The 19,918-nt window shown below is 61.1% G+C and carries 21 protein-coding genes; 15 read left to right on the top strand and 6 right to left on the bottom strand.

The genetic code is table 11. The features are described from left to right. Positions 1–17: 17 nt before the first annotated feature. On the bottom strand, positions 18–1,706 hold the full coding sequence (locus Q8R81_RS11720) for a bifunctional diguanylate cyclase/phosphodiesterase (protein WP_305618025.1): 1,689 nt from the start codon (positions 1,704–1,706) through the stop codon (positions 18–20). Positions 1,707–2,041: 335 nt separating this feature from the next. On the opposite strand from Q8R81_RS11720, the gene ffh reads away from it, so the two are divergent. From ffh to Q8R81_RS11650, 14 genes are all read left to right on the top strand, one after another. Next, on the top strand, positions 2,042–3,532 hold the full coding sequence (gene ffh, locus Q8R81_RS11715; protein WP_305618023.1) for a signal recognition particle protein: 1,491 nt from the start codon (positions 2,042–2,044) through the stop codon (positions 3,530–3,532). A gap of 50 nt (positions 3,533–3,582) precedes the next feature. After that, positions 3,583–4,029 (top strand): 30S ribosomal protein S16, encoded by a 447-nt coding sequence (gene rpsP / locus Q8R81_RS11710; protein ID WP_305618021.1) that lies wholly within the window; start codon positions 3,583–3,585, stop codon positions 4,027–4,029. Positions 4,030–4,031: 2 nt separating this feature from the next. Beyond that, entirely contained in the window at positions 4,032–4,517 is a 486-nt protein-coding gene (rimM, locus tag Q8R81_RS11705) for a ribosome maturation factor RimM (RefSeq protein ID WP_305618019.1), read from the top strand. A gap of 30 nt (positions 4,518–4,547) precedes the next feature. Continuing rightward, the gene (locus Q8R81_RS11700; protein ID WP_305618017.1) at positions 4,548–4,817 is read left to right on the top strand and encodes a hypothetical protein; all 270 of its coding nucleotides are present in this window, start codon (positions 4,548–4,550) and stop codon (positions 4,815–4,817) included. Further along, positions 4,814–5,191 (top strand): type II toxin-antitoxin system VapC family toxin, encoded by a 378-nt coding sequence (locus Q8R81_RS11695; protein WP_305618015.1) that lies wholly within the window; start codon positions 4,814–4,816, stop codon positions 5,189–5,191. Before Q8R81_RS11700 ends, Q8R81_RS11695 begins: the two co-directional genes overlap by 4 nt. Next, the gene (locus Q8R81_RS11690; RefSeq protein WP_305618014.1) at positions 5,191–5,538 is read left to right on the top strand and encodes a hypothetical protein; all 348 of its coding nucleotides are present in this window, start codon (positions 5,191–5,193) and stop codon (positions 5,536–5,538) included. Before Q8R81_RS11695 ends, Q8R81_RS11690 begins: the two co-directional genes overlap by 1 nt. Continuing rightward, on the top strand, positions 5,535–6,281 hold the full coding sequence (gene trmD, locus Q8R81_RS11685; protein ID WP_305618012.1) for a tRNA (guanosine(37)-N1)-methyltransferase TrmD: 747 nt from the start codon (positions 5,535–5,537) through the stop codon (positions 6,279–6,281). Before Q8R81_RS11690 ends, trmD begins: the two co-directional genes overlap by 4 nt. Continuing rightward, positions 6,278–6,646 (top strand): 50S ribosomal protein L19, encoded by a 369-nt coding sequence (gene rplS / locus Q8R81_RS11680; RefSeq protein WP_305618010.1) that lies wholly within the window; start codon positions 6,278–6,280, stop codon positions 6,644–6,646. The genes trmD and rplS overlap by 4 nt, the downstream gene beginning before the upstream one ends. 161 nt (positions 6,647–6,807) lie before the next feature. Continuing rightward, positions 6,808–9,063: a DPP IV N-terminal domain-containing protein gene (locus Q8R81_RS11675; RefSeq protein WP_305618009.1), complete on the top strand. Its 2,256-nt coding sequence runs from the start codon at positions 6,808–6,810 to the stop codon at positions 9,061–9,063. A gap of 244 nt (positions 9,064–9,307) precedes the next feature. Beyond that, a complete protein-coding gene (locus Q8R81_RS11670) occupies positions 9,308–10,339 on the top strand; it encodes an aspartate-semialdehyde dehydrogenase (RefSeq protein ID WP_305618007.1) in 1,032 nt (343 codons plus the stop codon). 181 nt (positions 10,340–10,520) lie between these two features. Beyond that, positions 10,521–11,303, top strand: a complete 783-nt coding sequence (locus Q8R81_RS11665) for a sulfite exporter TauE/SafE family protein (RefSeq protein WP_305618006.1) — start codon at positions 10,521–10,523, stop codon at positions 11,301–11,303. After that, positions 11,300–12,052 (top strand): alpha/beta fold hydrolase, encoded by a 753-nt coding sequence (locus Q8R81_RS11660; RefSeq protein WP_305618004.1) that lies wholly within the window; start codon positions 11,300–11,302, stop codon positions 12,050–12,052. The genes Q8R81_RS11665 and Q8R81_RS11660 overlap by 4 nt, the downstream gene beginning before the upstream one ends. A gap of 109 nt (positions 12,053–12,161) precedes the next feature. After that, the gene (locus Q8R81_RS11655) at positions 12,162–13,973 is read left to right on the top strand and encodes a M2 family metallopeptidase (protein WP_305618002.1); all 1,812 of its coding nucleotides are present in this window, start codon (positions 12,162–12,164) and stop codon (positions 13,971–13,973) included. A 125-nt stretch (positions 13,974–14,098) separates the two neighbouring features. Continuing rightward, a complete protein-coding gene (locus Q8R81_RS11650) occupies positions 14,099–14,587 on the top strand; it encodes a YbjN domain-containing protein (RefSeq protein WP_305618000.1) in 489 nt (162 codons plus the stop codon). A 117-nt stretch (positions 14,588–14,704) separates the two neighbouring features. Here the strand turns inward: Q8R81_RS11650 and Q8R81_RS11645 are convergent, their stop codons facing one another. Next, a complete protein-coding gene (locus Q8R81_RS11645; protein ID WP_305617999.1) occupies positions 14,705–16,141 on the bottom strand; it encodes an AMP nucleosidase in 1,437 nt (478 codons plus the stop codon). Positions 16,142–16,291: 150 nt separating this feature from the next. Between Q8R81_RS11645 and Q8R81_RS11640 the strand changes: the two genes are divergently transcribed. Continuing rightward, positions 16,292–17,287, top strand: coding sequence for an amidohydrolase family protein (locus Q8R81_RS11640; RefSeq protein ID WP_305617997.1), 996 nt, complete (start codon positions 16,292–16,294; stop codon positions 17,285–17,287). A 67-nt stretch (positions 17,288–17,354) separates the two neighbouring features. Here the strand turns inward: Q8R81_RS11640 and rplI are convergent, their stop codons facing one another. The 4 genes from rplI to Q8R81_RS11620 form a co-directional block, all read right to left on the bottom strand. Next, on the bottom strand, positions 17,355–17,957 hold the full coding sequence (rplI, locus tag Q8R81_RS11635) for a 50S ribosomal protein L9 (protein ID WP_305617995.1): 603 nt from the start codon (positions 17,955–17,957) through the stop codon (positions 17,355–17,357). Between the two features lie 12 nt (positions 17,958–17,969). Beyond that, the gene (gene rpsR, locus Q8R81_RS11630; RefSeq protein ID WP_011445073.1) at positions 17,970–18,194 is read right to left on the bottom strand and encodes a 30S ribosomal protein S18; all 225 of its coding nucleotides are present in this window, start codon (positions 18,192–18,194) and stop codon (positions 17,970–17,972) included. Between the two features lie 3 nt (positions 18,195–18,197). Then, positions 18,198–18,560: a 30S ribosomal protein S6 gene (gene rpsF / locus Q8R81_RS11625; RefSeq protein ID WP_305617992.1), complete on the bottom strand. Its 363-nt coding sequence runs from the start codon at positions 18,558–18,560 to the stop codon at positions 18,198–18,200. A gap of 109 nt (positions 18,561–18,669) precedes the next feature. Beyond that, positions 18,670–19,827: an acyltransferase family protein gene (locus Q8R81_RS11620; protein WP_305617991.1), complete on the bottom strand. Its 1,158-nt coding sequence runs from the start codon at positions 19,825–19,827 to the stop codon at positions 18,670–18,672. Positions 19,828–19,918: the final 91 nt, after the last annotated feature.

The following is a 19,918-nucleotide window of genomic DNA, read 5'->3' as shown; positions in this document are numbered from 1 at the left end:
CCGGGAACGGGCTGAAATCAGGCCGTGGCGGCGCGCGGGGGTTCAGGATCAGCGGCGGGCGCATCCGGTGCTTCGACAGGCCCCATCGGCAGCAGGTTGCCTTCTGCCAGCAATGTGCGGACGGAATCTGCGTCTGAAGGCTGGCCGTAAAGAAAGCCTTGGCCCTTGAACGAGCCATATTTGCGCAATTCTGCAAGCACTTCGATGCTCTCGATGCCTTCTGCGGTAATCGGCAGGTTCAGCCCCTTGCCGAGCGACGAGATCGCTTCGACAATGGTATCGCTGTCCTTGTTCTTGCCCAGGTTCGAGACGAAGAAGCGGTCAATCTTGATCTGGTCGAACGGCAGGGTGCGCAACTGCGCAAGGCTGGAATAGCCGGTGCCGAAATCATCGAGGCTGATGCGGATGCCCTGATTTTTCAGGCTGGTGATCAGCGTGCGAACCACCCCGATGTTTTCATGCAGGCAGGTCTCGGTGATTTCAATGTCGAGCCGATGCGGCGGGAAATTGGCCTCTACCAGCAGCTTGAGCAGCTTTTGCGCAAACCAAGGATCGCGCAACTGCATCGGCGAGATGTTGACCGACAGCGTCAGGCGTGGATCCCAGTCACGGGCGTCCTTTAGCGCCTGCCGGATCAGGCTTTCCGACAGTTCAGAGATCAGGCCGATTTCTTCAGCAATGGCGATGAAGATTTCGGGCGAAAGCAGACCGTGCTTCGGGCTTTTCCAGCGGGCCAGCATTTCAAAGCCGGTGAGTTCGCCGGTATCGAGATTGATCTGCTTTTCATAGAACGGCACAAATTCGCCGCGCGGAATGCCGTCGCGGATGCCGCGCTCCAGTTCGCTGCGGAAGCGCAGTTCGTTTTCCATGCTCTGTTCGAACCAGCAATAGCGGTTCCGGCCAGACTTCTTGGCCTGATACATGGCAAGATCGGCGCGGTGCATAAGCTTGGCCGCAGCCTCGCCGGGCTGGCAGTTGGCTCGGTCCGCCGAAGTGGCGAGGCCGAAGGAGGCGGTGATATCCAGCACCACGCCTTCGACTTCGATCGGACGGTTGATGGCAATGCTGATGCGGGCCATCAAGCGATCGATCGCTTCGACATGGTCAGGGTCGTAAATTGCAGCAAAAGCGAATTCATCGCCGCCCAGACGCGCCATAACCGAACGTTCCGGCAGAATATCGCCAACGCGGCGCGCGGATTGGCGGAGCACTTCGTCTCCGGCCTTGTGGCCATGCGCATCGTTGGAGCGCTTGAAATTGTCGAGATCCATCATCACCACAACCACTTCGTGGCCGGTGGCGCGCGCGGTCTCGATCATTTCGTCCAGCACAGGGCTGATGCTGCGCCGGTTGAGGCAGCCGGTGAGTGGATCGGTATGGGCGAGGCGATGGGCGGTTTCCTCGGCTTCGCGACGCTGGCCGACCTCGCGTGTGAGATCGACGTAGCGGCGCCAGCCGAACAGCAGCAGCGCGATGTTCAGGATCAGCGCAACGCTGAGCATCGGTTCATGCGGCCGAGTGCCCGTCAGGACCGAGCGGATGAAATCGGTGAGTACTGTCGAACCATTGGCGACGAACAGCAGCACGGCGGCCACGATGATGCCAAGACCAACGTAGTCATGGACCGGCTTGTCAGCGGTTCCATCTGCTGGACTGCCGTCTATCCCGACCCGCGTTGGCCCATTGTGAATTGGCGCTGTTGCCATGACCCCTGCTTCCACTACTTGCCATCAGCAAGGACAATCCCTGCCAAAAGGCTTTACCCGTCGACCCTTAAACTAGGTGAACGTCCTGAAGTTTTGGTTAAGATTGGCTTTGCAGGCCCGGTTGGCCGTGGTTCCGGTGGGGGTATGGCCCAAGCCGCTTGCCTTGGCGCACGACAACGGCTAAGGGCCTCGCGACGAAGGGCTTAGCCTTTCTCGGTTTTACAACGGCCCCTGTTCAGGATGCCACACGCTGGTCGGCGAGGTTTCGCCCACCGGCGTTTTTCGCGTTATGCGAAAATGGCGTCATTTCAAGGGCATGGTGATGGGAATTCGGCGTGTTCGATAGTCTTTCAGACCGGCTTGGAGGCGTGTTTGACCGCCTGCGTGGCCGCGGCGCGCTGCGCGAGGAAGACGTTCTGGCCGCAATGCGCGAAGTGCGTATCGCGCTGCTCGAAGCCGATGTTGCGCTCCCGGTCGTCCGTCGATTTATTGAATCCGTTTCGGAGCAGGCTGTTGGTCAGTCGGTCCTGAAATCGGTCACGCCCGGCCAGCAAGTTGTCAAGATTGTCAACGATGCGCTGGTTGAAATGCTGGGTGGCGGTACTGCCGAACTGGATCTGAACGCCGCGCCGCCGGTGGTGATCATGATGGTCGGCCTGCAGGGTTCGGGCAAGACCACCAGCACCGCCAAGATTGCCAAGCTGCTGAAAGAGAAGCACGGCAAGAAGGTGCTGATGGCCTCGCTGGACGTCAATCGTCCGGCAGCACAGGAACAGCTGAAAGTGCTGGGCGAGCAGGCGGGCGTTGCCACGCTGCCGATCATTGCAGGCCAACTGCCGGTGGACATCGCCACGCGCGCGGTGAATGCGGCCAAGCTGCAGGCAGTCGATGTGCTGATGCTCGACACCGCAGGCCGCCTGCATGTCGACGCGGCACTGATGGACGAGATGAAGGCGGTTTCCGCCGTCTCGGTGCCGAAGGAAACGCTGCTCGTCGTCGATTCGCTGACCGGGCAGGACGCGGTCAACGTGGCGCAGTCATTCTCGGGCGAGGTCAACCTGACCGGCGTGGTGCTGACCCGCATGGACGGCGATGCGCGCGGCGGTGCGGCGCTTTCGATGCGCGCGGTTACCGGCAAGCCGATCAAGTTTGCAGGCACCGGTGAAAAGCTCGACGCGATTGAGCCGTTCCATCCGGAACGGGTGGCGGGCCGCATCCTTGGCATGGGCGACATTGTCTCCATCGTCGAGAAGGCGGCGGCGACGATTGATGCGCAGGACGCTGAACGGCTTGCGGCGCGCATGTCGAAGGGTCAGTTCGACATGAACGACCTGCGCACGCAATTGCGGCAGATGCAGAACATGGGCGGTCTTGGCGCGCTGGCAGGCATGATGCCGGGCATGAAGAAGGCCAAGGCGGCGATGGCGCAGTCTGGCATGGACGACAAGGTTTTGCTGCACATGGACGCGATCATCGGTTCCATGACGCCCAAGGAGCGCGAAAAGCCCGAACTGCTGAACGCCAAGCGCAAGATCCGCGTGGCCAAGGGTTCCGGCACGCAAGTGCAGGACGTGAACAAGCTTCTGAAAATGCATCAGGAAATGGCCAAGGCCATGAAGCAGATCAAGAAGATGGGCGGGTTGAAGGGCCTTGGCGCGCTGTTCGGCAAGGGTGGCCTTGGCGCTGCCATGCCGGGGCTGGATCAGCAGATGGGGCCGGGCGGTCTTGGTGGCATGGGCGGCGGAATGGGCGGCATGGGCGGTTTGCCCGGGCTGGGTTCGGGCGGTTTGCCTGGCAACCTTGGCGACCTGCTCAAGAAGAAATGAGTTTGCAGTTTCCAGTTTTGATTTTTCGGTTTGATTGAAAGGTAGTTCAGATGTCGGTTTCTCTCCGTCTTTCGCGTGGTGGTTCGAAGAAGCGCCCGTATTACAAGGTTGTCGTTTCCAACAGCCGCGCACCACGCGATGGCAAGTATCTGGAGCAGGTCGGCACCTACAACCCGCTGCTCGCCAAGGATGACGAAAACCGCGTGCGTCTGGTCGAAGACCGCGTGCGTTACTGGCTGGGCGTTGGCGCACAGCCGACCGACCGCGTTGCCCGCATGCTCGACAAGGCAGGCATCAAGGAGCGCAAGGTTACGCTGAACCCGAACGCTGGCGTCCCCGGCAAGAAGGCCCAGGACCGCGCCGAAGAAAAGGCCCAGAAGGCTGCTGAAGCCGCTGAAGCTGCTGCCGCTGCTGCAGCCGCTCCCGTGGTTGAAGAAGCTGCTGCTGAAGAGGCTCCTGCCGCTGAAGCCGCTGCTGAAGAGCAGACGGAAGCCTGATCTTGCGCGACCTGTCTGTCACGCTGGCCGCTGTCACCGGCGCGCACGGCGTGACCGGCGAGGTGCGCTTGAAACTGTTCGGAGAAGGCGCGGGCGCGTTGAAGCGCTACCGCGCCTTTTGCGATTCAACGCTGACCGTGGTGTCGCTGCGCGATGATGGCAAAGGCGGCGCGATTGCCCGCTTTGCCGAAGTGGTGGACAGAACGGCGGCAGAAAAGCTGCGCGGCACGACGCTAACCGTGCCAAGGGCATCGCTGCCGCCTTTGGCCGAGGGTGAGTACTATTACGCCGATCTGATCGGGCTGCCGGTGGTTTCAACCGACGGCGAGGCGCTGGGCGAATGCATCGCGGTGGACAACTTTGGCGCGGGCGACGTGATCGAAGTGCGTAAGCCCGACGGCAAGAAGTTCATGGTTCCGATGAAGGCCGAAGCAGTGCCCGAGTGGGACGACGCGCGGATAGTGATTGAAGCGGGGTGGGCGGAGTAGTATATACATCGCGTATATACGGAGGCCGTGATGGGCAAGGAATATACCGCCAAGAGCTTCAAGTCCGGGAATTCCGTGGCAATTCGTGTGCCTGCCGGGTTGGGAATAGAGCCGGACCGCGAATGGGCGGCCGAATGGGTGGACGGTAATCTGGTGCTTCGGGCCAAGCTGCAGGCTAAGCCCAAACTGGATGTCAGCAAGTTCTGGGGCAAGGCAAAGCGGCTCAAGGTTCCAGAACGGCGCGATTTTGATGAGCGGCCAAGCGCCATTGCTGCGCGCGAGGCGGACGCTGGCAGATGATCGCTTATCTGCTCGATACCGATTGCTCGATCTATGCCATGCTCGGAACCCGCCCGGCTCTTCGGGAACGGCTGGCGGATTGCCAGCCCGATGAGGTGGGGATCTCGGCCGTGAGCTTTGCCGAGATCGTGATGGGTGAGAACCTCGGGCATCCACCTGATCGCGAGGTGATCGAGGATTTCGTTTCGGTTGTTCCAGTCCTGCCGTTCGATGAAGCCGCCGCGCGGGAGTACGCAAAGCTGCCGTTCAAGCGGGCGCGGTTTGATCGGCTGCTGGCGGCCCATGCCTTGAGCATCGGCGCGACGGTAGTGACGAACAACGTGGGCGACTTTGCTGACGTGCCGGGGTTGGTGGTTGAGAACTGGACGGTTTGATGATCCTGGTTGCGATCCTGGCTGTTACCTGCGTGCTTCTCTTTCTCGGCAGCATGGCGGTTGTAAAGTTGCGGCCTGACTGGTCGCTTCGACGCGTTGTCATCGCTGTGGCCATTCCTCTTCCGCTCGTGCTGTTTTGCGTCTCGCTGATTGCCTTTCTTGATGCGTCAGAGGCGATGGGGCAGGGGTGCGAAATTGATGTCTGCGAACCGCGCGGTTACGTTGCGGCGGGTGGAATGTTTTATGGCTTTTTCTTGTTCATTGCCGGGATGATCATCGCAGGCAGCGTTGCTTCCAAATTCGGCAAATCCACCTCTGGCGAACATACAGAGTCTTTCGAAGCATGACCTTCGCTGCCACAGTCCTCACGCTCTACCCCGAGATGTTTCCTGGCCCGCTGGGTGTCAGCCTTGCGGGGCGGGCGCTGGGGGAGGGGAAGTGGGCGATGGATGCGGTGCAGATCCGTGACTTTGCCATCGACAAGCACAAGACCGTTGATGACACGCCGGCAGGTGGCGGGGCCGGGATGGTGTTGCGCGTGGATGTGCTGGCCAAGGCCATCGATCATGCGCGAGCGGCACAATCGGGCTGCCCGGTCATCGCGCTTACTCCCCGCGGCAAGCCGCTTACGCAGGAGCGAGTGCGAGAGCTTGCCGCCGGTCCCGGCGTGATCCTTGTCTGTGGGCGGTTCGAGGGGTTTGACGAGCGCATCTTCGAAGGTCGCGCAGTCGAGGAAGTCTCGGTTGGCGACATCGTCCTGTCGGGCGGGGAATGTGCGGCGTTGATGCTGCTGGACGCTTGCATTCGGCTGCTTCCCGGCGTAATGGGCGCGGCTTGTAGTGGGCATGAGGAGTCGTTCGAGAACGGCCTCCTTGAATACCCGCACTATACCCGGCCCGCTGAGTGGGAAGGGCGCACGATCCCTGAAGTGCTGCGATCGGGGGATCATGCGAAGATCGCGGCTTGGCGCAAGTCACAGTCCGAGATCGACACACGGTTACGCAGGCCGGACCTTTGGGAGCGTCACATCGACGCTCGGGTCCAGTCTGCCTCTGGCGCGCAGCGTGAAGTGCAGGACGTTAAAAAATGAACCTGATTCAGCAGCTTGAAGCTGAAGCCATCGCCGAATACAAGGCGAAGAAGGAAATTCCGGACTTCCGCGCGGGCGATACCGTGCGCATTGGCGTGCGCGTTGTTGAAGGTGAGCGCACCCGCGTTCAGGCCTACGAAGGCGTTTGCATCGCGCGCTCGAACCGCGGCCTCGGCTCGAACTTCACCGTTCGCAAGATCTCGTTCGGCGAAGGCGTGGAGCGCGTGTTCCCGCTCTACTCGCCCAACATCGATTCGATTACCGTGGTGCGCCGTGGTGTCGTGCGTCGTGCGAAGCTCTACTATCTTCGTGGCCGCACCGGCAAATCGGCACGTATTGCTGAACGCAAGGTCAACAAGGCCTGAGCCGACCAACGCCGCAACACGGCTGACGTGTTACAAAAGGCGCTCTGGCTCACCGGCCAGGGCGCTTTTTTGTGCTTTCAAACGCAACCATTTCGGGCCACCCAAGGGCATTGCAATCGCGCCTGAGCCACCTGTGCCGGGCCAGAGGATACCGAAACACCATGCGTCACTTGTCGTTGCTCGCCGCCTGCGCGCTGTCTGCCTTTGTCGCCGCGCCCGCGCTTGCCCAACAGGGAAACTCCATGACTGCGAATGCCCCCGCCGAAGCTGGAAGCCTGACCTTCGAACGGGTGTTCGCCAGCCCGAGCCTGAACGGGCCTGCGCCGCGCGCAGTGAAGCTTTCGCCTGATGGCCGTTATCTGACGCTGCTGAAGAACCGTGCGGATGACCGGGAGCGGTACGACCTGTGGGGCTTTGATCGGCAGACCAGCGAATGGAAGATGCTGGTGGATTCGCTCAAACTTTCGTCCGGGCGGCAGCTTTCGGAAGCCGAGAAGATGCAGCGTGAGCGCCAGCGCATCGGCGATCTGAAGGGTATCGTGGCTTATGAATGGGCTGCCGATGGCAAGTCGGTGCTGGTGCCGGTGGATGGTGAACTGTTCCTGGCCGGGCTGGACGGTTCGGTGCGCAAGGTGGAGGGCACCAAGGGCGGCGAACTGACGCCCAAGCTGGGGCCGAAGGGTGAACACATTGCCTATGTGCGCGACCGGCGGCTGTGGGCCGGCCCGGTGACGGGAGCCGCGCAGGCGATCACGCCCGAGGAAGCGAACGCAGACGTCCACTGGGGCGAGGCCGAGTTCGTGGCGCAGGAAGAAATGAACCGGTTCAACGGTTTCTGGTGGTCGCCCGATGAAAAGCGCATCGCGGTGGAGCGCTTTGACGAGAGCATGGTGGGCGTGGTGACGCGCACGGCCATCGGCGCGGAAGACACGCGGACCTATCAGCAGCGCTATCCGGCGGCGGGCACGCCCAATGCCGAGGTTTCGCTGTGGGTAATGGGACCGGACGGATCGAACCGCGTGCAGGTGGATCTGGGCGCGGATAACGACATCTACCTTGCGCGCGTGGACTGGGCGCCCGATGGCAAGACGCTCTATGTGCAGCGGATGAACCGCGAGCAGACAGTGCTCGATATGCTCAAGGTCGATCCGGCCACCGGCAACGCGAGTGTGATGTTCACCGAGAAGGCGGCGGACAGGCACTGGATCGATCTGTCGGACAGCTACCGGTTCCTGTCTGACGGGAGCCTCGTGTGGTGGTCGCAGCGCGATGGGTTTGGGCACCTTTATCGCCTGAAGGGCGGCAAGTGGGGCCAGTTGACCAAGGGTGACTGGGTGGTCACCGGGCTGGTCGGCGTGGATGAGAAGGGCGGCAAGCTCTACTTCACCGGCACGAAGGATGATGTGCTGGCGCAGCAGGTCTATGCGATGGACCTCAACGCGCCGGGCAAGCTGACGCGGATTACCGAGCCGGGCTGGGTTAACAATGCCTCGATGGACCGCACCGGGCAGACATTGATGATCTCGCGCGCTTCGGATGCGCAGCCTGCGCAGTCGTATATCGCGGACACCAGCGGCAAGCGGCTGGCGTGGATCGAGGAGAACAAGGTGGCAGGCGCGCATCCTTATGCGCCTTATCTTGCCAGCCATCGCCGCGCGCAGTTCGGCACGATTCCGGCGGCTGATGGTACGCCGCTGCACTACATGATGATCACGCCGCCGCTGGAGGCCGGAAAGAAGTATCCGGTGTTCACCTATCATTATGGCGGGCCGACTTCGCAGGTGGTGGCCAAGGGCTTTCAGGGCGCGCTGGCGCAGGCGATTGTCGACAAGGGCTATATCTATTTCGCCATCGACAACCGTGGGTCGGAAAACCGGGGCGTGAAGTTCGCCTCGGCGCTCCACCATGCGATGGGTTCGGTCGAAGTGGAGGACCAGTTGGCGGGGGCGAACTGGCTTAAGACGCAAGCCTTTGTGGATGCGAACAAGATCAGCACGTTCGGCTGGTCTTATGGCGGATATATGTCGATCAAGATGCTGGAGGCCAATCCGGGGGCCTACGCGGCGGGGATCGCGGTGGCTCCGGTGACCAAGTGGCAGCTTTACGATACGACCTATACCGAGCGCTATCTGGGCGATCCCGGCAAGCTGCCGCAGGTTTACGAGAAATCCAACGCATTGGCCGATACCGGCAAGATCAGCGATCCGCTGCTGATCATCCACGGCATGGCCGATGACAACGTGGTGTTCGAGAATGCCAGCGCGATCATTGCGAAGATGCAGGGTGAGGCGGTGCCGTTCGAGATGATGCTCTATCCCGGCTACACCCACCGCATCAGCGGGCCGAAAGTGAGCCAGCATTTGTATGAGACGATTTTCCGGTTTCTTGACCGTAATGGGGCGGGGAGCGGGAAGTAGGGGCTGCCCTTGGTTTTCTTCGTCACCCTGAACTTGGTTCAGGGTCCATTTCTCCGTCGAGAGCCTCGGCCTGATCGGGACGATGGGCCCTGAAACAAGTTCAGGGTGACGAGCGGGCTAGCAAGAGCGGGCGCGCAAGCGTCGGTGTCTGGTGCAAAAGTGTTTTTAACTTGGCTGGTCGGAACCAGCCGCTAGGGAACGGGTCGACTGCCTGAACAGGGCCGGCCGCTGGAAGGGAAGTAAGATGGGTTACCGGGTTGTAGTTGTCGGCGCGACGGGGAACGTGGGCCGCGAAATGCTCAACATCCTTGCCGAGCGTGAATTTCCGTTGGACGAGATCGCGGCAGTTGCATCGCCACGGTCGCAGGGCACCGAGATCGACTTTGGCGAGACGGGCAAAAAGCTCAAGGTGAGGAACATCGAGAACTTCGATTTCACCGGATGGGACATTGCGCTGTTTGCGGCAGGCTCCGCCCCGACCGAGATTCATGCGCCTCGCGCTGCGGCTGCGGGCTGCGTGGTGATCGACAACTCGTCGCTCTACCGCATGGACCCGGACGTGCCGCTGATCGTGCCAGAGGTGAACCCTGACGCCATCGACGGCTATACCAAGAAGAACATCATCGCGAACCCCAACTGCTCGACCGCGCAGATGGTGGTGGCACTGAAGCCGCTGCACGATGCCGCCACGATCAAGCGCGTGGTCGTGGCCACCTACCAGTCGGTTTCGGGCGCAGGCAAGGACGGCATGGACGAGCTGTTCGAGCAGACCCGCGCCATCTACATGCCGCAGGGCGAGCTGGGCGCGCCCAAGAAGTTCACCAAGCAGATTGCGTTCAACGTGATCCCGCACATCGACGTGTTCCTTGACGACGGTTCGACCAAGGAAGAGTGGAAGATGGTCGCCGAGACCAAGAAAATCCTTGATCCCAAGATCAAGATTTCGGCCACTTGCGTGCGCGTGCCGGTGTTTGTCGGCCATTCCGAAGCGCTCAACATCGAATTCGAAAAAGAGATCAGCGCGGAAGAAGCCCAGAACATCCTGCGCGAAGCACCGGGCGTCATGCTGATCGATAAGCGCGAGAACGGCGGATACATCACGCCGATCGAATGCGTGGGCGACGATGCGACTTACGTCAGCCGCGTGCGCGAAGATCCGACCGTGGACAGCGGACTTTCGCTGTGGTGCGTTTCCGACAACCTGCGCAAGGGCGCGGCGCTGAACGCGGTGCAGATTGCCGAACTGCTTGGCCGTCGGCATCTGAAGAAGGGCTGATCGATTTTCGGTGGGCGGGTGTAGAGCCTGCCCACCGCACTTTGTCCCTTTAACGCAAGATCATAACTGTATTCCCAACTTCTAGAGTAGAGATTTTTAAAACTCGCCATTGCATCGGACATAAAGGAAGCGTTATGTGCGGTGCAGCAAGGCAGATCGCCAAGCGCAATCATGGGGGGTTATGCTCGAACACCTGGACATACTCCACGGCATAGCGGGCCTTCTGGTTGGCGTGCTGGTGGGATTGACCGGCGTCGGCGGCGGTTCGCTGATGACGCCGATTCTGGTGCTGATGTTCGGGGTAAGCCCCGCGACGGCTGTGGGCACCGACCTTTTGTTTGCGGCAATTACCAAGATCGGCGGCTCTTTCGTCCACAATCAGCACGAGAGTGTTGACTGGAAGATCATGAAGCGGCTGGCGGCGGGCAGCGTTCCAGCGGCCGTTGTGACGCTGGTGGGCGTTTCCTATTTCGGCAAAGTGGGCAAGGATTCCAGCGGGATCATCCTGACCGTGCTCGGATCGATGCTGGTGCTGACGGCCTTTGCCACGTTGTTCCAGAAGCAACTCGCCAAGTTTGCCAAAACGCATGAGCGGCTGGACGATTCGCATGCGCTGCTGCCTACTGTCGGCCTGGGGGCGGTGTTGGGCGTTGCTGTGTCGATCTCGTCAGTCGGGGCGGGCGCGATTGGGGTGACGGCGCTGCTGATGCTCTATCCGGCGCTGCGGGTTTCGCGCATTGTCGGGACGGACATCGCGCACGCTGTGCCGCTGACGCTGGTTGCGGGCTTTGGGCACTGGCTGATCGGCGGCGTGGACCTGAACCTGCTGATGAACCTGCTGATGGGATCGCTGCCCGGCGTGGCGATCGGCAGCTTTCTGTCGGCGCGGTCACCCGATAAGGTGTTGCGCCCGGCACTGGCAGCGGTCCTGCTGTTTTCGGGCGTGAAACTGCTGACGGCATGAGCGTGACGACGGAATTCTTCGAAGGCTTTGGCGGGACGCAACTGGCGCTGCATCGCATGGGTGCGGGGCGACCGGCGCTGCTGCTGCATGGACTGTTCTCCTCGGCGGAGGTCAACTGGATCAAGTTCGGCACGGCGGCAAAGCTGGCGGCGGCGGGCTTTGAATGCCTGATGCCAGATCTGCGCGTGCATGGACAAAGTGCTGCGCCGCATGATGCCGCGGCCTACCGCCAAGACGTGCTGGTGCGTGATCTGGAAGCGCTGGTGGCGCATCTTGAGCTGGTGGACTTCGACCTTGTTGGGTTCTCGCTGGGATCGCGCACATCGGCGCGCGCGGTGATTGCGGGGCTGCGGCCCCGCAGGCTGGTGCTTTCAGGCATGGGTTTGCAGGGGCTGGCGGGCTGGGCGCGGAGGCAGGATTTCTTCCTCGACGTGATCGACCGCTTCGGCACAATCAAGCGTGACGATCCGGCCTATTTCGCACAGCAGTTCCTGAAGACGATGGGCACGGACCGCGAGGCGGCGCGCCTGTTGCTGGGCACGATGGCGGACACCGATCCTGCGGAACTGGCAGCGATCACGGTGCCGACGCTGGTGCTGTGTGGCGATCAGGACAATGACAACGGATCGGCGGAGCAACTGGCCGAGGCGCTGCCCGATGCCACGCTGGCGCTGATCCCCGGCACGCACATGAGCAGTGTGACAATGCCGCAACTTGGGGACGAACTGGTGAAGTTCCTGACTGCCTAAATTGCTTTGGGCGGGTTGACCCGGGCGGTTTCACCGGTAACCAGAAGGCAAGCCTTTTGCACCTGCGCTTTGCAGGACGGGCACTGTCTTTCCGGGAGATCCTGAGATCATGAAATCGCTCGTATCTAGTCTGGCGCTTGCCGCCGCGACGCTCGCCACTCCTGCATTGGCGCAAAGCGCGCCCGCCAATGCTTCCGCCGTGGCTGACTGGGTGAAGCAGGCCGAAGCGGAGGTGCTGGCCAAGTCGGTGGAGACATCGCGCGCCAACTGGATTTATGCCACGTACATCATCGATGACAGCGCAGCGCTGGTGGCCATTGCCAACGGTGAAAACACCGCCATGCAAGTCGCCCAAGCCAAGCAGGCGGCGGAATATGCCAAAGTGGCAGGGCTTGCCCCCGATGTCGCGCGCAAGCTGGTGATGATGCGCACGCAGATTACCGGACCCGCACCGAGCACGCCGGGAGCGACGCAGGAATTCGCTGCGCTTCAGGCCAAGCTTGAGGGCGTGTACGGCAAGGGCATGGGCAAGCTGAAAGGCCAGCCTATCAACGGCAGCGACATCGAAGAAGCGATGGGCACCAATCGCAACCCTGATGAGCTGAAGGAGATGTGGCTGAGCTGGCATGACAATGTTGGCGCGCCGATGAAGGCCGATTACCAGCAGATGATCGGAATTGGTAACGCCGGGGCGCAGGAACTGGGCTTTGCCGATATGGGTGCGCTGTGGCGGTCAAACTATGACATGCCGCCGGAAGAATTTGCTGCGCTGACCGAGAAAATCTGGAACGAGGTCAAGCCGCTTTACAACCAGCTGCACTGCTTCACGCGCATGAAGCTGAACGAGAAGTACGGCGATGGGGTGCAGTCCAAGAGCGGCCCGATCCGCGCCGATCTGCTGGGCAATATGTGGGCGCAGGAATGGGGCAATATCTATGGCGTCGTGGCACCGGAAGGGGCGGGCGACATCGGCTATGACGTGGGCGAGTTGCTGACCGCAAAGGGTTATGACGCGATCAAGATGGTGAAGGCGGGTGAAGGGTTCTATTCCTCGCTCGGCATGGCTCCGCTGCCGCAGACCTTCTGGGAGCGGTCGCAGTTTGTGAAGCCGCGCGACCGCGACGTGGTGTGCCATGCCTCTGCGTGGAATGTGGACAACGTGGACGATCTGCGCATCAAAATGTGCATCAAGGTGAACGGCGACGATTTCGTCACGATCCACCACGAACTGGGTCACAACTATTATCAGCGCGCCTATAACAAGCAGGACGCGCTCTATCTGAACGGCGCGAACGACGGATTCCATGAGGCAATCGGCGATTTCGTGGCGCTCTCGATCACGCCCGAATACCTTGTGCAGATCGGATTGCTCGATCGTGCGAAGGTGCCTGCGGAATCCAAGGACACCGGACTGCTGTTGCGCCAGGCGATGGACAAGATTGCGTTCTTGCCCTTCGGCCTGCTGATCGACCGCTATCGCTGGGATGTGTTCAGCGGCAAGATTGCACCTGCCGATTACCAGAAGGGCTGGGATGCGATGCGGCTGAAGTATCAGGGCATTGTTCCGCCCGCGGCACGGCCTGCGGATGGCTTCGATGCAGGCGCGAAGTATCATGTGCCCGCCAACGTGCCTTACACGCGCTACTTCCTTGCCCGGGTGCTGCAGTTCCAGTTGTATGAGGCAGCGTGCAAGCAGGCTGGCTGGAAGGGGCCGCTTCACCGCTGCAGCTTCTATGGCAACAAGGAGGTCGGTGCGAAGCTGAACGCGATGCTCGAGATGGGCGCGTCCAAGCCTTGGCCTGACGCGCTGGAAGCCTTCACCGGCAGCCGCGAGATGAGCGGAAAGGCAATGATCCGCTATTTCGCGCCGCTGACGAAGTGGCTGGCGAGCCAGACCAAAGGCCAATCCTGTGGTTGGTAGGGGCTGCGACTGAAGCACCCTTTTTGCATTTCCCGTTCAGGCCCTCTTGCCGGATCGCTTCGTTAGTGGCAGCTTGATGACACAACGAACGGACCGGCAAGAGTCCTATCGGGATTGAAGATGCGATGATGGTAAAAGGCATGCTTGCGGCATTGGCCTTGGGGGTTCTGGTCCCTTCGACGGCGAGCGCGACAACAGAGGCAGCAGGCAAGGTATCGGCGATCAAGCCCGATGGTGTAGCCGAAGCGCTGACGAACCTTGGCTACACAGCGGAACTGGCGACGGACGCGAACGGTGATCCGCTGATCAATGCCGACATCGGCGGTTGGCAGGCCGCGCTGCTCTTCTACGAATGCAACGCCAAGACGCATGACGGGTGCCAGTCGTTGCAGTTCGTGGCCAATTTCACCGCTGAGAAGAAATTCACCGCCGAAGATGCTGTGCGCTTCAACCGCAACACCCGCTTTGCCTCGGTTTCACTGGGCAAGGACGATGCGGTGATGATGACCTGGGACGTGGTGACCGGCAAGGGCATCGACTTCGAGGTGTTTTCCAACTCGGTCGATATGTTCCGCAGTGCGATGGACACGCTGGGCACCGAAGTTTTCAAATAACGCCGGATTTCATTCACGGTGCCCCGCTCCGGCCACCCCGGAGCGTCGGGACGCTACCTCGGCAATCCGCAAGCAGGGCTAGCTGCTTCGGATTGCCTTTTCTTTGTGCGGTACGGATCAGCGGAACGGCGGCTCGTTAAACGCCCGAAGTTTGCGGCTGTGAAGCCGGGCGCCTTCCTTGCGAAGCAAGGCGCAGGCGGTTGTGCCGATGGCGAGGTGGGCGGCGATGGCTTCCTCGTAAAAGCGGTTGGCCTGCCCCGGCAGTTTGATCTCGCCATGCAGCGGCTTGTCCGAGACGCAGAGCAGGGTGCCGTAGGGGACGCGGAAGCGATAGCCCTGCGCGGCGATGGTGGCGCTTTCCATATCGATGCCGACTGCGCGCGAGAGCGACAGGCGGCGCGCGGAGTGCGAATAGCGCAGTTCCCAATTACGATCATCGGTGGTGACGATGGTGCCGGTGCGCATCCGCTTTTTCAGATCGATCCCGCCCGCGCCCGAGACCATTTCAGCCGCCTGCTGCAACGCAACCTGCACTTCTGCAATGGCAGGGATCGGGATTTCGGGCGGGAGGACCGGGTCAAGCACGTGATCATCGCGCAAATAGGCGTGGGCCAGCACATAGTCGCCGATCTTTTGCGTCGGGCGCAGGCCCCCGCAATGGCCAATCATCAGCCATGCTTCGGGACGCAGCACCGCAAGGTGATCGCAGATGGTTTTGGCGTTCGATGGGCCGACGCCGATGTTGACGAGCGTGATGCCGGATTTGTCCGGCGCAACGAGGTGATAGGCCGGCATCTGGTGCCGCCGCCATGCCGTGTCCGAAAGCCGTGCGCGGGCGTTGTCAGTGCGGGCATCAAGCGACAGGCCACCCGCGCCGGTCAACGCGATGTAGTTCTCGCCATCAATCTGCAGGCCTGCCCAATCGACGAATTCGTCAACATAGCGGTGATAGTTGGTGAACAGGATGTAACGCTGGAAATCCTCGATCCGCGTGCCGGTGTAGTGCGCAAGGCGAGCGAGACTGAAATCGGTGCGCAGCCCATCGAACAGCGAGAGCGGCAAGGGGCCGTCGCCGACATTGTATTCGCCGTCGGCAATCTCGTCGCCGATGTGGGCAAGGTCCGTGGCGGGGAAGTGTTTGGCCAGTTCCTGCGGGCTGACTCTGCCGATCTGCGCGCCATAGGCTCCGTCCAGCACATAGGGGAACGGTATTTCCTGCCGGGACCGGCCAACCTCTACGCGCACATTGTAGGAACTTGTGATGAGTTCGATCTGCTCGGCAAGATAGTCTGCGAAGAGATTGGGCCGGGTGACGGTGCAAGCATAATCACCGCGCTGGGTAAGGCGGCCGAATGCGCGGCCAATGGTCTCGTTGCGGGGTTCGTCCTCAAGCCGGATACGCAGTTCAGGGTAGCAGTAACTACCATCATGCCGCTTGTTGATTGAGGGCGCAGTGCCTGTGTTTGCGTAAGTCGCTATGTCTTCGCGAAGTTGGGCAACGGCGCTGTCATAGAGACGGGTAAGCTCGGCGAGGATCGTTTCAGTTGTAGCCATCCCGGCAGGTGTAGCGCGCCTTCCTTGCTGTGCAAAGACATTGGCGGTGCCAATCGGCAATGTCTGGCCAACAAAGATGCAACCGACTTGCCAGTGGCGCGCATTCATATGATAACGTTGTCAAAACTTATAACGGATGGAGCCTGAACGATGCGCACGATGTCTGCTTTGCTTGCCGGTGCTGCTCTTGTCTGGGCGGGGAGCGCCTTGGCACAGAATACTTCGGCTGAAACTGCCCCGATCATCGATGTTCACATGCATGCGATGGATGATGCACCTTGGGCGACGCCGGTATGCCCCAATCAGGCGCGGTTCGAAGCGTCCGACCCCAAGAATGGTCCGGAAGCGCCGTTCGGGTGGTCTATCGAGGAGTGTTCGCCCAAGCTCTATCCCGCGCCGAAGGGGCAGTACATGAAGATGGTGCTGGCCGAGATGGAGCGGCTTAACGTGCGGGGCGTGGTGTTTGGCGAGCCGGACGCGGTGAAGAAGTGGCAGGCTGCAGCGCCCGCGCGCGTCATTCCCGGCACCGCGTTTGGCCGTGTGGCAGGAGGCGATGCGGCCAAGGCGCTGAAGATGATGGAAGTTGCCTTTGGGCAGGACGGTTTCAAGGTCATGGGCGAGATCGGCCTGCAATATGAAGGCATTTCGCCATCAGACATGCGCGTAGACCAATACTTTGCACTGGCCGAAAAGCTGGATATTCCGGTGGCGATCCACATGGGTACCGGCGGTTCAGGCCGCGCCAACGTGGCAATGCCGACATTCCGCGGGTCTATGGGTGATCCGTTGTTGCTGGAAGAACTGCTGGCGCGCCATCCCAAGCTGCGCGTGCAGGTGATGCACGCCGGCTATCCGATGATCGACAACATGCTGACGCTGCTGCAGGCCAACAGCCACGTCTATGTGGATATTGCAGGACTGATCTGGAGTTACCCGCGCAAGGAAGTGAACCGCTATATCGAGCGGATGGTCGATGCAGGGTTCGGCGACCGCGTGATGTACGGGACCGACCAACTCGCTTGGCCGGGGCTGATGGCCTATTCGATCGGGCTGATCCAGAACGCCGATTACCTGAGCCAGGATCAGAAGCGCGACATCCTGTACAACAATGCGGCGCGGTTCCTGCGGCTCGAACCGGTGAAGTAAGGCATAGAAAAAGGGGCGTCCCGCGAAGGACACCCCTTTGATCTTTTGCGTGAAGTGAAGGAAAGCCTCAGGCTTCCGCTTCAGCCTCTTCGCCACCGTCCAGCATGTCGGACGAGATTTCGCCCGGCTCTGCGTTCGGATCGTAAGCTTCGGTGAAGCCGCCGACTTCGGTGTCGAACATCGCGTCGATGACGTTGACGCCCTTCGACTGAAGTTCGGCTTCGTCGGGCGAACGGGCTACGTTCACGCGGACCTGAACCGTGACTTCGGGGTGCAGCGAAACCTTGACGCTGTAAACGCCAAGCGTCTTGATCGGGCGTTCCAGCACGACCATCGACTTGTTCACCTTGGCACCCTGTTCAGCCAGCGCATCGGAGATGTCGCGGACCGAAACCGAACCGTAAAGCTGGCCGGAGTTGGACGAAGCGCGGATGAGCACGACTTCCTTGCCTTCAACGTTGCTCGACTCTGCAGTCGCGTCTTCACGACGTGCTGCGTTGTCGGCCTCGATGCGGGCACGGTTGGCTTCGAAAACCTTGCGGGTTGCGTCGTTGGCGCGAAGCGCCTTCTTGTTGGGCAGCAGGAAGTTGCGGGCATAACCGTCCTTGACGGTCACTTCGTCGCCGATGGCGCCCAGCTTCTCGATGCGCTCGAGCAGGATGATCTGCATGTCTGGCGCTCCTTACTTGACGATGTAGGGCAGGAGGCCGATGTGCCGGGCGCGCTTGATCGCCTGGCTCAGCTCACGCTGCTTCTTGGCCGAAACGGCCGTGATGCGGCTGGGAACGATCTTGCCACGCTCGGACATGAAGCCCTGCAGCAGACGCACGTCCTTGTAGTCGATCTTCGGAGCGTTCTTGCCCGAGAACGGGCAGCTCTTGCGGCGGCGGAAAAACGGACGAGCCATCTCTTATTCCCCTTCGCGTTCGCGACGGCGGCTACGCTCGCGGTCGTTCTTGCGCATCATCACCGACGGACCACCTTCGTGTTCGTCAACACGAACAGTCATGTAGCGGATGACGTCTTCGTTGATCTGCGTCTGACGCTCAAGCTCGGCGATCACGTCGCCGGTGGCATCGATGTTCAGCAGAACGAAGTGCGCCTTGCGGTTCTTCTGGATCTTGTAAGCCAGCGAACGGAGGCCCCAGGTCTCGGTCTTGGTGACCTTGCCCTTGTTGCTCTCAACAATTTCGGTGGCTGTGGCGGCAAGAACGTCGACCTGAGCCTGGCTCAGATCCTGGCGCGCCAGAAAGACATGCTCGTAAAGCGGCATGCTTTGTGCTTCCTTATCTATATAACCGATCGCTGGCTGTCCGCGGGATTGCGGTGCCCCTCCGGCTTTCTTCTTTTCCACTGGCCAAATGCCGGTGAAGGGGCGGCGCTTAGCGATTCTGGCGTGGAAAGCAAGGAGGAACTTGAGGTTCAGCCCGCTTTGGCGCGCCGCAGAACAGCACGGATGTGAGGTTGGTTGTGCGCACGATGAGGTAACTTGCAATCGCCAGCAGCAGAACCGCGCATGAAGCGACGAACCATTGCGCCTCGGGCGGCAGGGACAGGGCGCGGGCCTGTGGCAGCAACAGCATCGCCCAGACAAGGTGGAACAGATATATTGCCAGCGCCCCGTCGACAAAGAAAGTGACGATCCGGCTTGGTCTGCGCACAGCCCAAGCCAATACGCGAAACATTGCCAGCGACATCAGAAACGCCAGCGGCAATTCAATAATGCGCAAGGTCAGCGCGCCGGTGAGATCGGGGTAGATTTCCTTGCCCAGCGCCGGTCTGAGCAGCGGATCAAGCGGGAGATAGGGGATGAGCAGCACTGCGATGGCTGGAATGATCCAGCGATTGCGCAGGGCAAATACCTGCGCCCCGATGCGGGCGTGCCACGCGGAAACACCCAGCGCAAAGCCTGCGGCGTGGAACAGGAACTGCTGCCACAGCAGCGTTTCGATAGGCGCTTCAGGGATCGGCGGGGCAAGCTCTGCTGCGTAGCGGACCAGACCCCACAGCGCGAGCAGCGCAAGCAGGATCAGGCTTTGCGGTCCTTGCATCAACATTGCGCGGCGCGTGTGTTCACCCGGTGTGATGCGCGTGGCAGGGACGGCAGCATAGACCGCGCACAAGCCGAGCAGGACGACCAGGAACCACAAGTGATCGAGTGCCAGCGGCAGGCCAAGGAAATGCGGCGATGGCTTGTGCAGCACGGCTTCCTGCAATTGGAACTGCAGCGCGCCAAGCGTTAGCAGGCTGGCCACGAAGGGCAGGCCGAGCCGCCGGGTGCGATCAACAAGCCACGCTTTCGTGCCTTTGCGCTCGCGGATCATGCCCGCAAAATACCCTGCGAGCATGAAGAACGCGAACATGCGGAAGACATGGGTGAGCGAGGCCCAACCTCCGATCAGCAGTGATTGCTGGAAGTCCACCGCCGCAGGCTCACTCTCGAAGATAGCCTTGGTGGCGACGTGGAACGGCAGGCCAAGCAGCAAGAGCAGTGCGCGCGCGGCGTCGAGGTGGTGCAGGCGGGGTGCAGGCGCGGCCATTTTTGGCCCCTAGAGGAATTTTGCGGGCGATAGAAGCTTGGAAGGACGGGAACCATCTTGAAAGCAAAGCGCTGCAGGCTTGCGCTTCACG

This window comes from Novosphingobium sp. (assembly GCF_030696665.1).
GTDB lineage: Bacteria > Pseudomonadota > Alphaproteobacteria > Sphingomonadales > Sphingomonadaceae > Novosphingobium.
This window is presented reverse-complemented; position numbering and strand designations above follow the sequence as displayed.